Origin of the sequence: Catenulispora pinistramenti (genome assembly GCF_018274385.1) — a bacterium.
Lineage (GTDB): Bacteria > Actinomycetota > Actinomycetes > Streptomycetales > Catenulisporaceae > Catenulispora > Catenulispora pinistramenti.
The window spans coordinates 25,835-42,110 of sequence record NZ_JAAFYZ010000009.1; the positions used below are offsets into that span (position 1 = coordinate 25,835).

14 protein-coding genes and 1 pseudogene are annotated in these 16,276 nt (G+C 70.3%); 8 read left to right on the plus strand and 7 right to left on the minus strand.

The annotated features are described in order from the left end of the window. Position 1 precedes the first annotated feature (1 nt). The 3 genes from KGQ19_RS04170 to KGQ19_RS04180 form a co-directional block, all read right to left on the minus strand. Positions 2-520, minus strand: coding sequence for a DUF6879 family protein (locus tag KGQ19_RS04170; RefSeq protein WP_212007714.1), 519 nt, complete (start codon positions 518-520; stop codon positions 2-4). Next, positions 498-725 (minus strand): hypothetical protein, encoded by a 228-nt coding sequence (locus KGQ19_RS04175; protein ID WP_212007715.1) that lies wholly within the window; start codon positions 723-725, stop codon positions 498-500. The genes KGQ19_RS04170 and KGQ19_RS04175 overlap by 23 nt, the downstream gene beginning before the upstream one ends. A gap of 195 nt (positions 726-920) precedes the next feature. Beyond that, the gene (locus tag KGQ19_RS04180; protein ID WP_212007716.1) at positions 921-1,178 is read right to left on the minus strand and encodes a glutaredoxin domain-containing protein; all 258 of its coding nucleotides are present in this window, start codon (positions 1,176-1,178) and stop codon (positions 921-923) included. 112 nt (positions 1,179-1,290) lie between these two features. Between KGQ19_RS04180 and KGQ19_RS04185 the strand changes: the two genes are divergently transcribed. Then, a complete protein-coding gene (locus KGQ19_RS04185) occupies positions 1,291-3,546 on the plus strand; it encodes an ATP-dependent DNA helicase UvrD2 (RefSeq protein ID WP_212007717.1) in 2,256 nt (751 codons plus the stop codon). A 21-nt stretch (positions 3,547-3,567) separates the two neighbouring features. Here the strand turns inward: KGQ19_RS04185 and KGQ19_RS04190 are convergent, their stop codons facing one another. Together KGQ19_RS04190 and KGQ19_RS04195 are read right to left on the minus strand one after the other, a co-directional pair. After that, entirely contained in the window at positions 3,568-4,815 is a 1,248-nt protein-coding gene (locus tag KGQ19_RS04190; protein ID WP_212007718.1) for a hypothetical protein, read from the minus strand. Next, on the minus strand, positions 4,815-6,086 hold the full coding sequence (locus tag KGQ19_RS04195; protein ID WP_212007719.1) for a hypothetical protein: 1,272 nt from the start codon (positions 6,084-6,086) through the stop codon (positions 4,815-4,817). The genes KGQ19_RS04190 and KGQ19_RS04195 overlap by 1 nt, the downstream gene beginning before the upstream one ends. Before the next feature lie 449 nt (positions 6,087-6,535). On the opposite strand from KGQ19_RS04195, the gene KGQ19_RS04200 reads away from it, so the two are divergent. From KGQ19_RS04200 to KGQ19_RS04210, 3 genes and pseudogenes are all read left to right on the plus strand, one after another. Then, the gene (locus KGQ19_RS04200) at positions 6,536-6,946 is read left to right on the plus strand and encodes a hypothetical protein (protein WP_212007720.1); all 411 of its coding nucleotides are present in this window, start codon (positions 6,536-6,538) and stop codon (positions 6,944-6,946) included. 181 nt (positions 6,947-7,127) lie between these two features. After that, positions 7,128-7,388: pseudogene (locus tag KGQ19_RS04205) on the plus strand (WhiB family transcriptional regulator); the annotation flags it as partial. 77 nt (positions 7,389-7,465) lie between these two features. Then, positions 7,466-7,774 (plus strand): hypothetical protein, encoded by a 309-nt coding sequence (locus tag KGQ19_RS04210; protein ID WP_212007721.1) that lies wholly within the window; start codon positions 7,466-7,468, stop codon positions 7,772-7,774. Between the two features lie 273 nt (positions 7,775-8,047). Here the strand turns inward: KGQ19_RS04210 and KGQ19_RS04215 are convergent, their stop codons facing one another. Continuing rightward, positions 8,048-9,202, minus strand: a complete 1,155-nt coding sequence (locus tag KGQ19_RS04215) for an Mrp/NBP35 family ATP-binding protein (protein WP_212007722.1) — start codon at positions 9,200-9,202, stop codon at positions 8,048-8,050. Positions 9,203-9,447: 245 nt separating this feature from the next. On the opposite strand from KGQ19_RS04215, the gene serA reads away from it, so the two are divergent. Beyond that, positions 9,448-11,040, plus strand: coding sequence for a phosphoglycerate dehydrogenase (gene serA / locus KGQ19_RS04220; protein ID WP_368862054.1), 1,593 nt, complete (start codon positions 9,448-9,450; stop codon positions 11,038-11,040). Positions 11,041-11,235: 195 nt separating this feature from the next. On the opposite strand, the gene KGQ19_RS04225 is transcribed toward serA, so the two are convergent. After that, a complete protein-coding gene (locus KGQ19_RS04225; protein ID WP_212007724.1) occupies positions 11,236-12,066 on the minus strand; it encodes a class I SAM-dependent methyltransferase in 831 nt (276 codons plus the stop codon). Between the two features lie 441 nt (positions 12,067-12,507). Here KGQ19_RS04225 and KGQ19_RS04230 point away from each other — a divergent pair, with 441 nt between their 5' ends. From KGQ19_RS04230 to KGQ19_RS04240, 3 genes are all read left to right on the plus strand, one after another. Beyond that, positions 12,508-13,584, plus strand: a complete 1,077-nt coding sequence (locus KGQ19_RS04230) for a 3-isopropylmalate dehydrogenase (protein WP_212007725.1) — start codon at positions 12,508-12,510, stop codon at positions 13,582-13,584. A gap of 226 nt (positions 13,585-13,810) precedes the next feature. Continuing rightward, a complete protein-coding gene (locus KGQ19_RS04235) occupies positions 13,811-14,908 on the plus strand; it encodes a branched-chain amino acid aminotransferase (RefSeq protein WP_212007726.1) in 1,098 nt (365 codons plus the stop codon). A 61-nt stretch (positions 14,909-14,969) separates the two neighbouring features. Continuing rightward, entirely contained in the window at positions 14,970-16,262 is a 1,293-nt protein-coding gene (locus KGQ19_RS04240; RefSeq protein WP_212007727.1) for an MFS transporter, read from the plus strand. Positions 16,263-16,276: the final 14 nt, after the last annotated feature.

Below are 16,276 nucleotides of genomic sequence, written 5' to 3' on the forward strand. Positions count from 1 at the left end.
CTCAGTCCGTGGGCCGGTAGTTCTCGTGCGGCGTGGCCCGGGCCCACACGGCCGCGAAGCTGTCAGAGCAGACCTTCACGAGCCGCGCGTCATCGTCGTAGGTCGAATCCAAGTAGGTTCCATCACCGGCGAAGTGGAGGAACTGAACCACCCGGTCATCAAAGATCCACAGGTCGTTACCGGGGAGCATCAGATCTGACGCGTCGCGCCTCGCGAGCCACCTGACCTGTTCTCCAGCAGCGGCGTTGTGTTCTGCCGTGATGTCGTACTCGAACTGCACGAAGTCACTCAGCGGCTCGGACACGATCCGTGCCCGCTGGATCTTGACTCCGCGTGCTGTCGTAGTCCGAACCAGCTCACGCCAGTCCTGGCTAGGCGCGTTGGTGGGAGCGCCACGGTACCCGCCTCGCCATGCGATGAAGGCTTCAGAACTCCGCGTGTAGCCGTCGCGCATCTCCAGATGCACGGCCGACCGCTGGACGGAGGCCATCAGCTCATCAAACGACGTGGCCACTGCCACCGCTCACCTCCGGGAAGAACTGCATCATGCGCGCCGGGAACTCGATCACGGTCTCGTGCTCCGGGATGCTCATCTGAGCGAGCCGATCCGCATCCAGCACCTTCCAACCCTGAAGGATGTAGTTGCCGGTCACGTCGTCGTAGTAAACGGTGGGCGACTGCCCGTTCTCGCTGTTCGGGTCCTTGCCAAGCATGTGCAGAGCCATGGTGCCCTCTTGAGTGGTGGGTGACGACCGATGAGACCGAGCTTGCACCGGCGGTGATCCAGGACGCTAGGAACTTGACCAAGCTTGACCGGCAAGCGTCACGAGTCCGGACACGACGAAACCCCGACACGTTGTTCTCAAAATGCCGGGGCAAGGCCTTCGGAGCCTGTGACTTGAGTCACAGGCGAAGGAAGATCAGCTGGCCAGATCAGCCTTGAGCTGCGCCAACGAAGGGTTGGTGCGAACGATCGGGTCGCCGCCGCTGGCGGGAATTGTTACCACGGTCGGGACGGTCTGGTTGCCGCCGTTGACGCTCATCACGTACTCCGCGGCGTCGGGCACCTGCTCGATGTCGACCTCGGCGAATCCGATGCCCTCGCGCTGGAGCTGGCTCTTCAAGCGGCGGCAGTAGCCGCACCAGGTCGTCGAGTACATCGTGATCTGGTCGCTCATCTTCCACTTCCTGTCGGGTGTCGGGAACATCCGGTGGGTGCAACCACGGCGGGGGCTCGATTCTTCCGCATGCGCGGCGTGGCTTGTCGGCTGTTGATGCGAACATGGACGGATGGCGCAGACTCCTCCTGGCTCCGGACCGGTCGCCGCCGGCGGGCTTCTGGAACAGCTCGACCCTGAGCAGCGTGCCGTGGCTGAGGCGCTGCACGGGCCGGTGTGTGTGTTGGCCGGGGCCGGGACCGGGAAGACGCGGGCTATTACGTACCGCATCGCTTATGGCGTCGCGACTGGGGAGTACATCCCGAGTCAGGTGCTGGCCGTCACCTTTACTCAGCGGGCGGCTGGGGAGATGCGGGGGCGGCTGCGGCAGCTGGGTGCGGGTGGGGTGCAGGCGCGGACGTTCCATGCCGCGGCGCTGCGGCAGCTTCAGTACTTCTGGCCGAAGGCGGTTGGCGGGCCGAATCCGCAGCTGATCGACTCGAAGATCCCGCTGGTCTCGGAGGCGGTGCGGCGGTTGCGGCTGCATGCCGAGCGGGCTGAGTTGCGGGATCTGGCCGGTGAGATCGAGTGGGCGAAGTCGACGCAGGTGGTGGCCGACGACTATGCCGGGGCCGCGGCCAAGGCGCTGCGGACGCCGCCGCGGGACGCCGCTGAGGTGGCCAAGGTCTACGCCGAGTACGAGAGTGCCAAGCGGGACCGCAACGCCATCGACTTCGAGGACGTGCTGCTGCTCACCATCGGCATCATGGAGGACCGGCCGGACATCGCCGCGACGGTCCGCAACCAGTACCGCTACTTCACCGTCGACGAGTACCAGGACGTCAACCCCCTGCAACAGCGCCTGCTGGACTGCTGGCTGGGCGAGCGGGCCGACGTCTGCGTGGTCGGCGACGCCAGCCAGACCATCTACTCCTTCACCGGCGCCGATCCGCGCTATCTGCTGGACTTCGCCGACCGCTTCGACGACCCGACCATGGTCAAGCTGGTCCGTGACTACCGCTCCACGCCGCAGGTGGTGGCCCTGGCCAACGCCCTGCTGGACCGCGCCGAGGGCCGGGCCGCCAAGGCCCGGGTCCAGCTGATCGCGCAGCGGGCGGACGGGCCGCGGCCGAAGTTCGCCGAGCACCCGGACGCCGAGACCGAGGCCCGCGAGGTGGCCCGGGAGATCAAGAAGCTGGTGGACGCCGGGGTCCGGCTCTCCGAGATCGCCGTGCTCTACCGCATCAACGCCCAGTCCGAGGAGTACGAGCAGGCCTTCAGCGACGTCGGCGTGCCCTACATACTGCGCGGCGTCGAGCGCTTCTTCGAGCGCCCCGAGGTCCGCGAGGCGATCCAGGTCTGGCTGCGCGGCGCGGCCAAGGCCCGCTCCGACAACGCCTCCGACGCGCTGCCCGGTCTCGGCGCGGGGGGCCCGGACGAGGACGAGGGGGAGAGCCTGGCCGAGGAGGTCCGCGCGATCTTCTCCAGCCATGGCTGGACCCCGCTGGCCCCCAAGGGAGCCGGGCGCCTGCGCGACCGGTGGGAGTCCCTGGCCGCGCTGGTCTCGCTGGCCGAGGAGTACGGCCGCACCCATCCGGATGCCGGTCTCGACCGGTTCAGCGCCGAGCTGCGCGAGCGTGCCGACGCCCAGCACGCCCCGACCGTCGAGGGCGTCACCCTGTCCACCTTCCACGCCGCCAAGGGCCTGGAGTGGGACGCGGTCTTCCTGGTCGGCATGACCGAGGGCATGATGCCGATCACCTACGCCGAGACCCCGGAGCAGATCGAGGAGGAACGGCGGCTGCTCTACGTCGGGGTCACTCGCGCGCGCGAGCGGCTGTTCCTGTCGTGGGCACTGGCCCGCTCGCCGGGCGGCCGGGCCTCGCGCTCCCCCTCGCGCTTCCTGGACGGGCTCCGCGGCGGCGTGGGCCGGGACCACCGCGAGGGCGCGGCGGGCGCTGTCATAAGGGGCGGCGCGGCCGGACGGCGCCGCAGCTCCGGCTCCTCGGCCGACACCGAGGACCGTCCGCGCCGGACCGTGGAACCGATCACCTGCCGGGTGTGTCACCGCTCCCTGATCGACGCGGCCGAGCGCAAGATCGGGCGCTGCGAGACCTGCCCGAGCGACCTGGATCCCGAGCTGTTCGAGACGTTGCGCGAGTGGCGTTCGGGCCAGGCGAAGAAGCAGAAGCTCCCCGCCTACTGCATCTTCACCGACGCCACGCTGACCGCGATCGGCGAGTCCTGCCCGGCCACCCCCGCCGCGCTGACCCGGATCGCCGGGGTCGGCAAGGCGAAGGCGGACCGGTACGGCGAGGAGGTTCTGGGGATCATCGCGGGTTCGTGGCCGGGTGCCGGTACGCCGGCTGATCCGGATACCGAGCGATAGCCGCGGATCACCGGTCGCCGATCACAGGTCGGGGCAGACCGCGGCGAGCTGGGAGAGCAGCGCTGTCTGGAGATCGGCCGTCCCGGGCGTGAGCCCGTCGAACTGCGACTGCACCGCCGAGGACAGCGGCGTGGCCGTGGTCCGGAACCGCGGATCGACCGGCTCCAGCCCGATCGGCGTCGCCGCGTTCAAAGACGCCCCGGCCTGCTCGGCCCCGCCGCGGATCGCCAGGTAGTCGCCGAACTGGGAACAGTCGGTGATGCGGTCGGTGACTTCCACGTCCAGCCCCTCGACCCCGATCATCTGCGCCGGTCCGGCCAGGTCGCTCTGCGCGCTCACCCCGGGGACGATCGGGGGCTTGGGCAGCGGCACCGCGATCTGGGCGGCGTCGGAGTCGATGTGCAGCCAGTAGCGCACGACCGGGTTCTGCGGGCTCGGGGCCGGGCTGCCGGTCACCGCTGTGGCGCTCACCTGCGGCGGCATCAGCGTCAGTGCGTCGCCACAGAGCCGGTAGAAGCTGGAGGTGGTGGTGAAGCCGAGGTTGCCCACGATTCCGCCCAGCTCGTCGACGGCGCCGGCCCCCGGATCGGCCGTGGGGTGGCCGGGGTCGAAGGCCAGCGTGAGGGTGGTCGATGGTCCGGCCGGCCGGCCCTTCGCGGCCGAGGTGCGGACCGACACCGTGACGCCGGTCGGGTACTCCCGCAGGTTCAGCGCGTCGCAGTGCACGGCGACCAGGCCGGTCAGCGATTCGGCGTCGCCGGGGGCGAGGTTCATCCGGCCCGGCGTGGCCAGGACGTCGACCCCGGGCACCGTCATCCGCAGGTTGGTGACGTCCACCGGCTTCGCGCCGTCGTTGCGCACCGCGATGGCGAAGTGCGCCTGCAGCGGGGTCTGGAGGCTGCCGGGCAGGTCGACGCCGCCGTAGTCGCCGGACTCGCTCAGGGTCAGCGCGGCGCTGCCGCCGAGCAGGTGCAGCAGCGTCCGGTCCTGGGTCCGGGCCTGGGCGCCGTGCAGGTCGCCGCGGTGCACGGCGACCCCGGTCGCCCCGGCCCCGGCGGCCACCGCGACCGCCAGCAGTCCGGCCAGCACCAGGCGCCGGTGCCGCTCCGGATCGGTCTCACGCACCGAGCGCACCGAGCGCACCGAGCGCAGCGGCGTCCGGTCGCGGAGCCGGTGCCAGGCCGCGGCCACCCGGTGCGGCGGGGTGACGACCGGCGGGCCGGCCTGCGGGTCGAGCAGTTCGTCCTCGGACTCGATCAGGTCGGTCATCAGCACGCCGCCTTCTCCTGCAGGACCAGATCGCCGGCCAGCCGCAGCGACCCGGTCAGCGCCTGGTCGATGAACACCGGCTGGGGCGGGGCGCCGCCGGTGGTGTCCGTCTCCTCCAGCATGGTCTCGCCGAGGATCGGGGCACCGGCCAGCACGCTGGTGCAGTTGTGGATGGAGATCGTCAGCCGGGCCGAGGCGGACGCGCCGGGGGCGAGGTTGATCACCGCCGGCTGCCAGTCGGTGCGCAGTTCGCTGTCGACCAGATAGGCGGGGTCGGAGCGGGTGGTCAGAACCTCGGGGTGATTGCTGATGTTCTTCACGGTGAAGCCGAGCGCGAAGGTGCCGTCGGAGGCGGGGGTGAGCACCTTGTCGTAGCCGAACTCGATGCTGCTCGGGAACCGGCCCGCGTTGCCGATCGCGATCGTGCGCTGGGTGGCCTTGTCCGCCGCGTACTGGGCGCAGGCGCCGCTGTCGGCCGAGACGATCTGCGGGACCGAGGTGCCGTCCGGGCTGCCGAAGTCGAGCTGTCCGACGTCCGCGTTCAGATGGGAGGACACCGTGACCCGGGTCGGCAGGGTCAGATCGCGCAGGTCGCCGTCGGCGTCGCGGACCCGGGCGTGGACGGCCGGGAAGGCCAGCGCCGACCCGCCGCCGACGCCGTCGGTGTCCGTGCCGAACATCCCGGTCTGCTGGCCCAGGAGCACCGAGGGGCAGAACAGCTTGACGGTCAGCGCGACCTCGGCGGTGCCGCCGGCGGGGATCCGCGCCGAGGGGCCGAGCGGCTTCCAGCCGGTGCTGGACATCATCAGGGTGCCGGCGTCGACGCTCACCGAGTCCAGGGTCACCGCGTCCGGGCCGTTGTTGGCGATCTCGACGAGGTACTGGCCCATGGCCGAGCTGCTGGCGGCGTTGTAGGACGAGGCCGCCGGGTCGCCGTCGACCACGGAGTCGACGGCCAGCGAGACGACCTCCGCGCGGTCCGCCGCACCGGCGACGTTGTCGAACCAGGCGGTGCAGGCCCCGCCGATCGCGCAGGCCAGGACGATCGCGGCCGCGGCGGCGGTGACCTCCCGGCGCGAGCGGCGCAGCCGGCGGCCGCCGGCGCGGACGGCGGCCAGGCGCTCGCGGAAGGTCAGGACCCGCCGGGCCGGTTTCTCGGCCGGCCCGTCCTCGGCTTCCAGGTCGTCGATCCACTCGAAGACCTCTTCGCCGTCCTGGATCGGGCCGAAGACGTCGTCCCCGTCGCCCGACGGATCGCGGTTCATATCCATATGTGCTCGCGCCCTCCCGCGCTCCCAGCGCTTACCCGCGCGCTCCCACGCTCTCAGATCCCCGCCCTTGGGCCCCTCGCGCTGATCGCTTGCCGCTCCCCGTCGCTTATCCCATCCTCGCTCATCTTCTCGCGAAGTTTTCCAGAAAGTTGGCGTGAAAGGGGTGACAGCCCCGTTCGCTTCTGACAGCATGTTCAGCGTCGAGGTTGGGGGCAACTGTGTCGACCGGGGTGGGGGCCATCGGAGCCGGAAAGTTTGGGCTCAAGGGCATAACCGCAGGTCAAAAATAGTTTGCGGTCCACAATGGGGATCACTTAACCTTCCGATGCGGGCGAGGGATCGCCCAAGGCGCCCCGCGCGCCGCAACTGAAGATTTCCACCTGTAAACGTGTGGTGCCGACTGCCAGCGGCTCCTGCCACACCGAGGCGAATGTAAGGAGGCGAGTTCCATGAGGTTGATGACCGATGTCGTCATCGAAGGCGTGCAGGCCGTGATTCCTGCGCCGGTTTTCCGTGCGTCCGAGAGCTCCGCCTCCGCTCACCGCCTGGTGTCCGGGCAGGAGTGCTTCGGCTCGGCCTTCGCCGCTGCGCGGGTGGAGTCCGTCTCCGGTACCGGCCTGGCCGGTGCGGCCGGCTTCCTGGGGCTCATCGCCCTGGGTGCGGGTCTGCTGGAGCGGCACGGCTATGTCGGTCTGCAGGGACAGGAGCGTCCGCGCCCCGTCACGCAGCCGGTTCTGGCCCAGGCCCAACTGAGTGGCACCTCTGAGCGCGATGACGACGGCAACGACAGCAGCAAGGGCGACAACGGCAGCAAGCCGATGACCCCGTGGGACTTCCGTACCTCAGGTCCACCCGGATGAAGAACCCTCTTCAGCCGGCAGGACTTGAGGCCGCGGAATCCCGATAAGGGATCCGCGGCCTTCGTGTTTCTCAACGCACGACAGTACGGCCCGCGACGGTGACCCCGGAGCGGGAGCGGTACCGCAAGACCCGGCCTGAAGAACTCAAGCCGGGAGCAACCAACTGACGAGGTGACTCACAGTGCAGAACGTGTTCGACACGGTCGTCGAGCAGACCGACACCACCCTGCCCTGCCGGGCTTACGACCCGGAGGTCTTCTTCGCCGAGACCCCGGCCGACGTCGAGTTCGCCAAGGCGATCTGCGTCGAGTGCCCGGTGAAGGCCGCCTGCCTGGCCGGCGCCCTGGAGCGCCGGGAGCCGTGGGGGGTCTGGGGCGGTGAGCTGTTCGTTCAGGGTGTGATCGTCGCCCGCAAGCGTCCGCGGGGCCGTCCCCGCAAGGACGCCGCGGTGGTCGAGGCCCAGATCGCCGCCGAGGCCGCCGCCGCGGTCGAGGCCGCCAAGAAGGTTGCGATCCCGGCATGAACACCCACGGTCTTCCGCGCCAGCAGATGCTGCAGAAATCCGGCCACCGGGCCGAGAACCCGCAGCTGATTCAGCAGGACACGCAGTTCCAGCAGTACCCGAGACAGATTTCAGCGACCGCCGAGACCGGCGATCCCACAAGGAGTTTCAAGATGCTATTCCAATACGAAGAAGCCGCACGCTACCGATCACAGGAGCTGCGGGACCAGGCTGAGCGACAGCGCTTCCTGCGCGAGGCCAGCCGTCTGCGCAAGCAGAGCACCCGGCGCGCGCGCCGGACGTTCGCCGGGATGTTCCTGAACTAGGGATGTCCCTGAACTGAAGGAGCGGCACGGCGGGCGGCGCGAGCGGCCCGCCGGCTGCCGGAGCGGGATCGGGGGTCCCTTCCGGCGGTGCCGATCATATGCGAGAGCGGGCCTCAGGCTTCTGAGGCCCGCTCTCGGGTTTTCCGGCGTCAGCGACCGTCGGCCCTTGAGGGCTCCGACCGCATGCCTTCATGGTCGCATGTAGTCAGAGCCCTGCGAAGCGAGTTAATTCGCGGGCCGTCCGCCCGGGCCGCCGCGTATAAACGCGCGAATCTACTTCCGCACCGGCGAGACGTTCAGCGACATGCCGACCAGACCGCGGCTGCGCGTAGCGATCTTGTCCGCGATGCCGATCAGCACCTGGGCCGCGGGGGAGTCGGGGTCCGAGGCGGTCAGCGGCTCGCCGCTGTCGCCGCCTTCGCGCAGCCGGACGTCGATCGGGACCTGGCCCAGGAGCGGGACCTTGGTGCCGGTGGCGCGGGTCAGGGCCTCGGCCACGCTCTCGCCGCCGCCGCTGCCGAAGACGTCGACCTGCTCGCCGCAGTGCGGGCAGGGCAGCCAGGACATGTTCTCGATGACGCCGGTGATGCGCTGGCGGGTCTGGACGGCGATGGTGCCGGCCCGCTCGGCCACCTCGGCGGCGGCCTGCTGCGGGGTGGTGACCACCAGGATCTCCGCGTTCGGGACCAGCTGGGCCACCGAGATGGCGATGTCGCCGGTGCCCGGCGGCAGGTCGAGCAGCAGCACGTCCAGGTCGCCCCAGTAGACGTCGGCCAGGAACTGCTGGATCGCGCGGTGCAGCATCGGGCCGCGCCACACCACCGGGGAGTTGCCCGGGGTGAACATGCCGATCGAGATGACCTTGACGCCGCTGGGCGCGGTGGGGGCCAGGATCATGTCGTCGATCGGGGTCGGCGGGTCGGTGACGCCGAGCATGCGCGGGATCGAGTGGCCGTAGATGTCGGCGTCCACGACGCCCACCTTCAGGCCCTTCGCGGCCAGCGCCGCGGCCAGGTTCACGGTCACCGAGGACTTGCCGACGCCGCCCTTGCCGGAGGCGATCGCGTAGACCCGGGTCAGGCTGCCGGCCTGGGCGAACGGGATCTCGCGGTCGACCTGGCCGCCGCGCAGCTTGGTCTTGAGCGCCTCGCGCTGCTCCGAGCTCATCACGTCCAGCTCGACCTCGACCGCGGTGACCCCGGCGATGGTGCCGACCTCGCGCTTGATGTCGTTGGTGAGCCGGTCCTTCATGGGACAGCCGGCGACGGTGAGGAAGATGGCCACCTGCACGGCGCCGTCGGCGGCGACGTGGACCTGTTTCACCATGTCCAGCTCGGTGATCGGCCGGTGGATCTCAGGGTCCTGGACCTTCGAGAGCGCATTGTGGATCGCGTCCTCGGTGATCCCGTGCTCGACGGCAATACTCATAAGGTCGATGCTACGTCTTAACCCCGGTGGCACTTAGTGCCACCGGCTATGCGCTGCATCACGCGACGCCCCCGTGACACCCCCGTCCCGGCATCCGACACACCGTCTCACTACGCGGCGCCACCCGTGAGCGGCACCCGGCAAGGTCTACACTGAGCCGCGTACAGCCCACATCACAGCGTCGTGGATCCGGGCGAATTCACTCCGACCTGCGTGAAGGAAGAGCTGTCGTGACCAAGCCTGTGGTGTCCGCGAAACCTGTCGTCCTGATCGCCGAGCAGCTGTCGCCGGCCACGGTCGACGCCCTCGGCCCCGATTTCGAGATCCGGAACTGCAACGGCGCCGACCGCGCCGAGCTGCTGGCCGCCCTGCCCGAGGCCGACGCGCTGCTGGTGCGCTCGGCGACCCAGGTGAACGCCGAGGCGCTGGCCGTGGCCGGCAACCTGAAGGTGGTGGCCCGGGCCGGCGTGGGCCTGGACAACGTCGACGTCGGCGCGGCCACCAAGGCCGGGGTGATGGTGGTCAACGCCCCGACCTCGAACATCACCTCCGCCGCCGAGCTGGCCATCGCGCTGCTGCTGGCCACCGCGCGGCACATCCCCAAGGCCAACGCCTCGCTGAAGTCCGGCAAGTGGGAGCGCAGCAAGTTCACCGGTGTGGAGCTGGACGAGAAGGTCGTCGGCATCGTCGGCTTCGGCCGGATCGGGCAGCTGGTCGCGCAGCGGCTGGCGCCGTTCGGCGTGCGGCTGCTGGCCTACGACCCCTACGTGCAGCCGGCCCGGGCCGGGCAGCTCGGCGCCAAGGTGGTCAGCCTGGAGGAGCTGCTGGCCGAGTCCGACTTCATCACCGTGCACCTGCCCAAGACGCCCGAGACCCTGGGGCTGATCGGCGAGGAGGCGCTGACCAAGGTGAAGCCGGGCGTGCGGATCATCAACGCGGCGCGCGGCGGCATCGTGGACGAGGCGGCGCTGGCCATCGCGATCAAGGAGGGCCGGGTCGGCGGCGCGGGCATCGACGTGTTCGCCACCGAGCCGTGCACCGAGTCGCCGCTGTTCGACCTGGACCAGGTGGTCGTGACCCCGCACCTGGGCGCCTCCACCGACGAGGCCCAGGAGAAGGCCGGCGTGGCGGTGGCCAAGTCGGTCCGCCTGGCCCTGGCCGGCGAGCTGGTCCCGGACGCCGTGAACGTCCAGGGCGGCACCATCGCCGAGGACGTCCGCCCGGGCCTGCCGCTGGCCGAGCGCCTGGGCCGGGTGTTCACCGCGCTGGCCGGCGCCGCGCCCACCCAGCTGGACGTGATCGTCCGCGGCGAGATCACCCAGCACGACGTCAAGGTGCTGGAGCTGGCCGCGCTCAAGGGCGTCTTCGCGGACGTGGTCGAGCACTCGGTGTCGTACGTGAACGCCCCGCTGCTGGCCACCGAGCGCGGCATGGAGGTCCGGCTGACCACCAGCTCGGACAGCCCGGACTACCGCAACATGACCACGGTCCGCGGCGTCCTGGCCGACGGCTCGGTGGTCTCGGTCTCCGGCACCGTCACCGGCCCGCGCCTGGTCGAGAAGATCGTCGAGGTGGACGGCTTCCAGCTGGACGTCACCATCGCCGAGCACCTGCTGTTCCTGCGCTACACCGACCGCCCCGGCGTGGTCGGCCAGCTCGGCGGCATCCTCGGCGCGGCCGGCATCAACATCGGCGGCATGCAGGTCGCCCGGGCCGCCAAGGGCGGCGAGGCGCTGGTCGCGCTGACCATCGACTCCGTCGCCCCGGCCGCCCTGCTGGAGGAGATCAAGTCCACGATCGGCGCCGCCGCGGTGCACAACATCTCGCTGGAGAACTGAGCCGCACCGGCCGCGGCCGGGTGAGGCAGAGCGTTGCGATGGGCGGTCCCGGTTCCGGGGCCGCCCATCGGCTTGTGGGGGCGCGGGTGTGGGGGAGCCGGTGTGGGCCAAAGCGGATCGCGGCCAACCGCGTGGGGCAGCCCGGACGTGCGCCCGCCGCGGCTACTGGTGATCGCGTATCGGTGATCGCGCCCGCTACTCCGGCCGCCGCCCCCAAGCCGCCACGTGCGTCAGCGACAGGTCGACCACCTCGGGATCCTGCAACAGCCGCCGCGCCTCCCGGTACACCGCCTCGTCGAGTTCCATCCGCGGCCACAGTTGGTCCCAGGTCCGCAGCCAGAAATCGTTGGCCGGGCTGTCGGCGCGCAGGACCGGGGTGGTGGCGGCCTCGCCGATGTCGGTCAGGCCTAGTTCGGCGAGCCGGCCCGGGTAGTCGCGGGCGAAGTGGAAGTCGGTGCCGATGGTGGTGTTCAGCATGCGGCGCATCGCGGCGAAAGTCTGGCGCAGGGCGGGGTGCGGGGAGGAGTGGGTGGCGAAGTCGACGTCGTCGCCGACCATGAGCCAGCCGCCGGGGCGGACCCAGGAGGCCAGGCGGGCCAGCAGTCTGGCGCGCTGCGGGGTGTGCATCAGCGTGATGCGGCAGTGGACGAGGTCGTACTGGCCGGGCTCGGCTTCCAGGGCGTCGGCTTCCAGCGCGTCGAGGTTCGACGGGTTCGCGAAGGTGTTCAGCATGCGGACGCTGCGGTCCAGGGCCGTCACTGTGCCGCCCGGGTCTACTGCCCCGGCCAGCCAGCGGGCGACATCCCCGGGGCCGGCGCCGACGTCCAGGCACCGCCATCCAGGGGATATGCCGAGGCCCTTCAGGCAGCGGAAGGTGTGCTCGTCGTACATGGCGGCCAGGGCTGAGAGCCGGGGGAGTTCGGTGGCGACGCGCTCGGGGCGGAAGAGCCGGTCGCCGTAGCGTTCGCGGCGGTGTTCGGGCTGGTGCGCGCCGGTTTCGGGGGTTCGGGTGGGAGCCGGGCTCATAGCTCCTGATTCTTCGCTGTCCGGGCGGAAGCGGCATGTGGGCGGCGAAGGGGACGGAGCGGGACGGTTCGCGGTGGTCTCACATCGTAAGAACATCCGCCCGCGGCGCAGACAAGATTTAGTCGGATGTCCTAGTGTTTTCCTTGCGCCGCAGGCCACCCTTACCGCGGTAGTCCCCCCAGCAGTACTCCGGCACCCTTCGGAGTCGTCCTCCACTATGACGACCATCCGCATCACGACCCTGTCTGGAGTCCGCCATGACCCGCACCCGTCGCCCCCGGTCCACCTCCGCCGCCTCCTCCGAGGCCGCCGCTGCCGCCCGCGAGGCGCTGCAGCAGGCGCTGGACCGCCGCAGCCGCTGAGCGGCCGCGATCGCGAAGTGCCAGTCCACATAGCGAACACTCACAGCTTGCCCATCGAGACACGGTTTACCGTAGGACCATGACAGCACCCTCCTCCATCCGGTTGGCCGTGATCCCCGGCGACGGCATCGGCGTCGAGGTCACCGCCGAGGCCCTGAAGGTCCTGCAGGCCGCGCTGCCGCAGGACGTGAAGGTGGAGGGCACCGAGTACGACCTCGGGGCCCGCCGCTACCACGCCACCGGCGAGACGCTGCCGGACGAGGTGCTGGACGAGCTCAAGGGCTACGACGCGATCCTGCTCGGTGCGATCGGCGACCCGAGCGTGCCCTCCGGCGTGCTCGAGCGCGGGTTGCTGCTCAAGCTGCGGTTCGCCTTCGACCACCACGTCAACCTGCGGCCGTCGAAGCTGTTCCCCGGCGTCCAGGGCCCGCTGCGCGATACCGCGCCGATCGACTTCGTCGTCGTCCGGGAAGGGACCGAGGGTCCTTACACCGGCAACGGCGGCACCATCCGCCAGGGCACCGTGCACGAGGTGGCCACCGAGGTCAGCCTCAACACCGCCTACGGGGTCGAGCGCGTGGTCCGCGACGCCTTCGCCCGGGCGCAGGCCCGGCCGCGCAAGAAGCTGACGCTGGTCCACAAGACCAACGTGCTGGTGTTCGCCGGCTCGCTGTGGAGCCGGGTCTTCACCGCGGTGGCCGCGGAGTTCCCCGAGGTATCCACCGACTACCTGCACGTCGACGCCGCGACCATCTTCCTGGCCACCCAGCCGGAGCGGTTCGACGTGATCGTCACCGACAACCTGTTCGGCGACATCATCACCGACCTGGCCGCCGCGGTGACCGGCGGCATCGGGCTGGCGGCCTCCGGGAACCTGGACGTCACCGGCACCTTCCCGTCGATGTTCGAGCCCGTACACGGCTCGGCGCCGGACATCGCGGGGCAGGGCAAGGCGGACCCGACCGCCGCGGTGCTCTCCGCCGCCCTGCTCCTGGACCACCTCGGACGCACCAAGGCCAGCCCGGCCTTGTCCGAGGCCGCGCGCCGGATCGAGGCGGCCGTCGAGGCCGACCTCGCCGAGCGCGCGGCGAACGCCACGCCGCGGACGACCTCCGAGATCGGCGACGCGCTGGCGGCCAAGGCCGCTGTTTCGTAGTACGCCGCTGTAGTACATCCCATCCCGGACCGGCCTGGCGGCAGACGAGCGCCAGGCCGGCTTGTGCCGTGCGAGCAAATGCGCACGGGCCGAGGTATTCCTCGCCCCGCTCCTGGGGTAACGTCTCAGATAATGGGATTTTCCCTGGGAGGGGCGTCGCGAGCTGCGCGCCTCGGCTAGACACCGGGCCAGAGCTGGCCGTCGAGGCCGTCAAGGAGGACGCGCGATGACACTCACCATCGAACTCAAGCCGAGCAGTACTCCCAAGTCGACCGAGGAGCGGGAAGCCCTCAAAGCGGTCGGCGGGTTCGGGCAGATCTTCACCGACAACATGGTCACGATCCGCTACACCGAGGGCCGCGGCTGGCACGACGCGGTCCTGGAGCCGTACGGTCCGGTGAGCCTGGACCCGGCCGCCTCGGTCCTGCACTACGGCCAGGAGATCTTCGAAGGGCTCAAGGCGTTCAAGGCCGCCGACGGCCAGATCGTCTCCTTCCGGCCCGACGCCAACGCCGCGCGCTTCAACCGCAGCGCCGCCCGGATGGCGATGCCCGAGCTGCCCGAGGACCTGTTCCTGGCCGCGATCGACGCCCTGGTCAGCACCGACCGCGAGTGGGTGCCCGAGGGCGAGGGCCGCAGCCTGTACCTGCGCCCGTTCATGTTCGCCACGCAGGTCGGCCTCGGCGTGAACTCGCCGAGCGCGGAGTACCTGTTCATGCTGATCGCCGGTCCCGCCGGCTCCTACTTCGCCGGCGGCGTGAAGCCGGTGACCGTGTGGCTCTCCGAGGACTACGTGCGCGCGGTCAAGGGCGGCACCGGCGAGGCCAAGTGCGGCGGCAACTACGCGGCCAGCTTCCTGGCCCAGGCTCAGGCCGTGGAGCAGGGGTGCGACCAGGTGGTCTGGCTGGACGGCTTCGAGCACAAGTACGTCGAGGAGATGGGCAGCAACAACCTGTACTTCGTCTACGGCGAGGGCGAGAACGCGCGGCTGATGACGCCCGCGCTCACCGGTTCGCTGCTGCCCGGCATCACCCGCGACTCGCTGCTCACGGTCGCCGCCGACCTCGGCATCCCGGCCGAGGAGGGCACGATCTCGGTCGAGCAGTGGCGCGAGGGCGTCAAGAGCGGCGAGATCACCGAGGTGTTCGGTTGCGGCACCGCCGCCGTGGTCACCCCGCTGGGCAAGGTGAAGAGCAAGGACGGCGAGTTCGCCATCGGCGACGGCGAGCCCGGCGCGGTGACGTTGCGGATCCGCGAGGCGCTGCTGGACATCCAGACCGGCAAGGCCGCCGACCTGCACCACTGGCTGCGCAAGATCGCGTGATCAACCGCCGGCCACCTATTAATTAGTTGATATTCGCCGGGGCGGGAGGGAAGGTCTTCGGGTGACACAGACCCTGACCGACTCCGCGCCCCGGCGTTCGTTGTGGCGGCACCGGGACTTCCTGCTCCTGTGGGGCGGGCAGTCGGTCAGCGAGATCGGCAGCTCCGTCACCGTGCTGGCGCTGCCGCTGGCCGCCGTGGTGCTGCTGGACGCCAGCACCTTCCAGGTCGGCCTGCTCACCGCGATGAGCACCGTGCCGTTCCTGCTCGTCGCGCTGCCGGCCGGGGCGCTGGTGGACCGGGCCGCCAAGCACCGGCTGATGATGTGGTGCGATCTGGGCCGGCTGCTGCTCATGGCCTCGGTGCCGCTGGCCACGCTGCCCGGCCTGCACCTGACCTATGCCCACCTGCTGATCGTCGCGTTGCTGGCCGGTGTGCTGACGGTGTTCTTCGACGTCGCCTACCAGAGCTATCTGCCGGTGCTGCTGGAGCGGGACGACCTGATGGACGGCAACGGCAAGCTCGGGACCACCCAGTCCTTCGCGCAGTTCGCCGGGCCCGCGCTCGGCGGTGTGCTGATCGGCGCGCTCGGCGCGGCGCGGGCGCTGATCGCCGACGCCGCGAGCTACGGCCTGTCCGCGCTGTCGCTGTCGCTGATTCGGACGCCGGAGCCGACGCCGCATCCGAGCGCTGTGCCCGCGCAGAACGTGGAACGAAGGATCCGGGACGACATCAAGGAGGGTCTGCACTTCGTCGTCCGGCATCCGATCCTGCGCAAGGTCGTGGGCTGCACCGGGACCAGCAACCTGTTCAACTCGATGCTGATGGCCGTGGAGATCCCGTTCATGGTCCGGGTGCTGCACCTCAGGCCGGCCGGTGTCGGCCTGGTGCTCACCCTGGTGGCGGTCGGCGGGATGGCCGGCGGGATCCTCGCCCGGCCGCTGGCCGATCGCTTCGGCAGTGCGCGGATCATCTGGCTGGCGCCGCTGGTGCTCGGGCTTCCGGCGTTCCTGGCACCGCTGGCGACCCCGGGCTGGGGCGTGCTGTTCTATCCGGCCGGACTGGCGTTCTTCGGGATGATGGCGGTCGTCTACAACGTCGCGCAGGTCTCCTACCGGCAGGCGATCACCCCGCACGACCTGCTCGGCCGGATGAACGCCAGCGTGCGGTTCCTCGTCTGGGGCACGATGCCGCTCGGTGCGCTGATCGGCGGTGCGGTGGGTACGTGGCTCGGACTGCGGCCCACTTTGTGGATCGCGGTGATCGGCAGCTACACGGCCGTGGCCTGGGTCCTCTTCTCGCCGCTGCGCCGCATGCGTGATGTCACCGATCCTGATGTCACCGATCCCGCATGACGAGACGCGCTGTC

Bases quoted from the DNA above. Each gene is read 5' to 3' on its own strand.
- KGQ19_RS04215 (WP_212007722.1), bottom strand. From the start codon at position 9,202: ATGAGTATTGCCGTCGAGCACGGGATCACCGAGGACGCGATCCACAAT.
- KGQ19_RS04195 (WP_212007719.1), bottom strand. From the start codon at position 6,086: ATGGATATGAACCGCGATCCGTCGGGCGACGGGGACGACGTCTTCGGC.
- KGQ19_RS04225 (WP_212007724.1), bottom strand. From the start codon at position 12,066: ATGAGCCCGGCTCCCACCCGAACCCCCGAAACCGGCGCGCACCAGCCC.
- KGQ19_RS04200 (WP_212007720.1), top strand. From the start codon at position 6,536: ATGAGGTTGATGACCGATGTCGTCATCGAAGGCGTGCAGGCCGTGATT.
- KGQ19_RS04180 (WP_212007716.1), bottom strand. From the start codon at position 1,178: ATGAGCGACCAGATCACGATGTACTCGACGACCTGGTGCGGCTACTGC.
- KGQ19_RS04210 (WP_212007721.1), top strand. From the start codon at position 7,466: ATGAACACCCACGGTCTTCCGCGCCAGCAGATGCTGCAGAAATCCGGC.
- KGQ19_RS04190 (WP_212007718.1), bottom strand. From the start codon at position 4,815: ATGACCGACCTGATCGAGTCCGAGGACGAACTGCTCGACCCGCAGGCC.
- KGQ19_RS04235 (WP_212007726.1), top strand. From the start codon at position 13,811: ATGACACTCACCATCGAACTCAAGCCGAGCAGTACTCCCAAGTCGACC.
- KGQ19_RS04185 (WP_212007717.1), top strand. From the start codon at position 1,291: ATGGCGCAGACTCCTCCTGGCTCCGGACCGGTCGCCGCCGGCGGGCTT.
- KGQ19_RS04175 (WP_212007715.1), bottom strand. From the start codon at position 725: ATGGCTCTGCACATGCTTGGCAAGGACCCGAACAGCGAGAACGGGCAG.
- KGQ19_RS04230 (WP_212007725.1), top strand. From the start codon at position 12,508: ATGACAGCACCCTCCTCCATCCGGTTGGCCGTGATCCCCGGCGACGGC.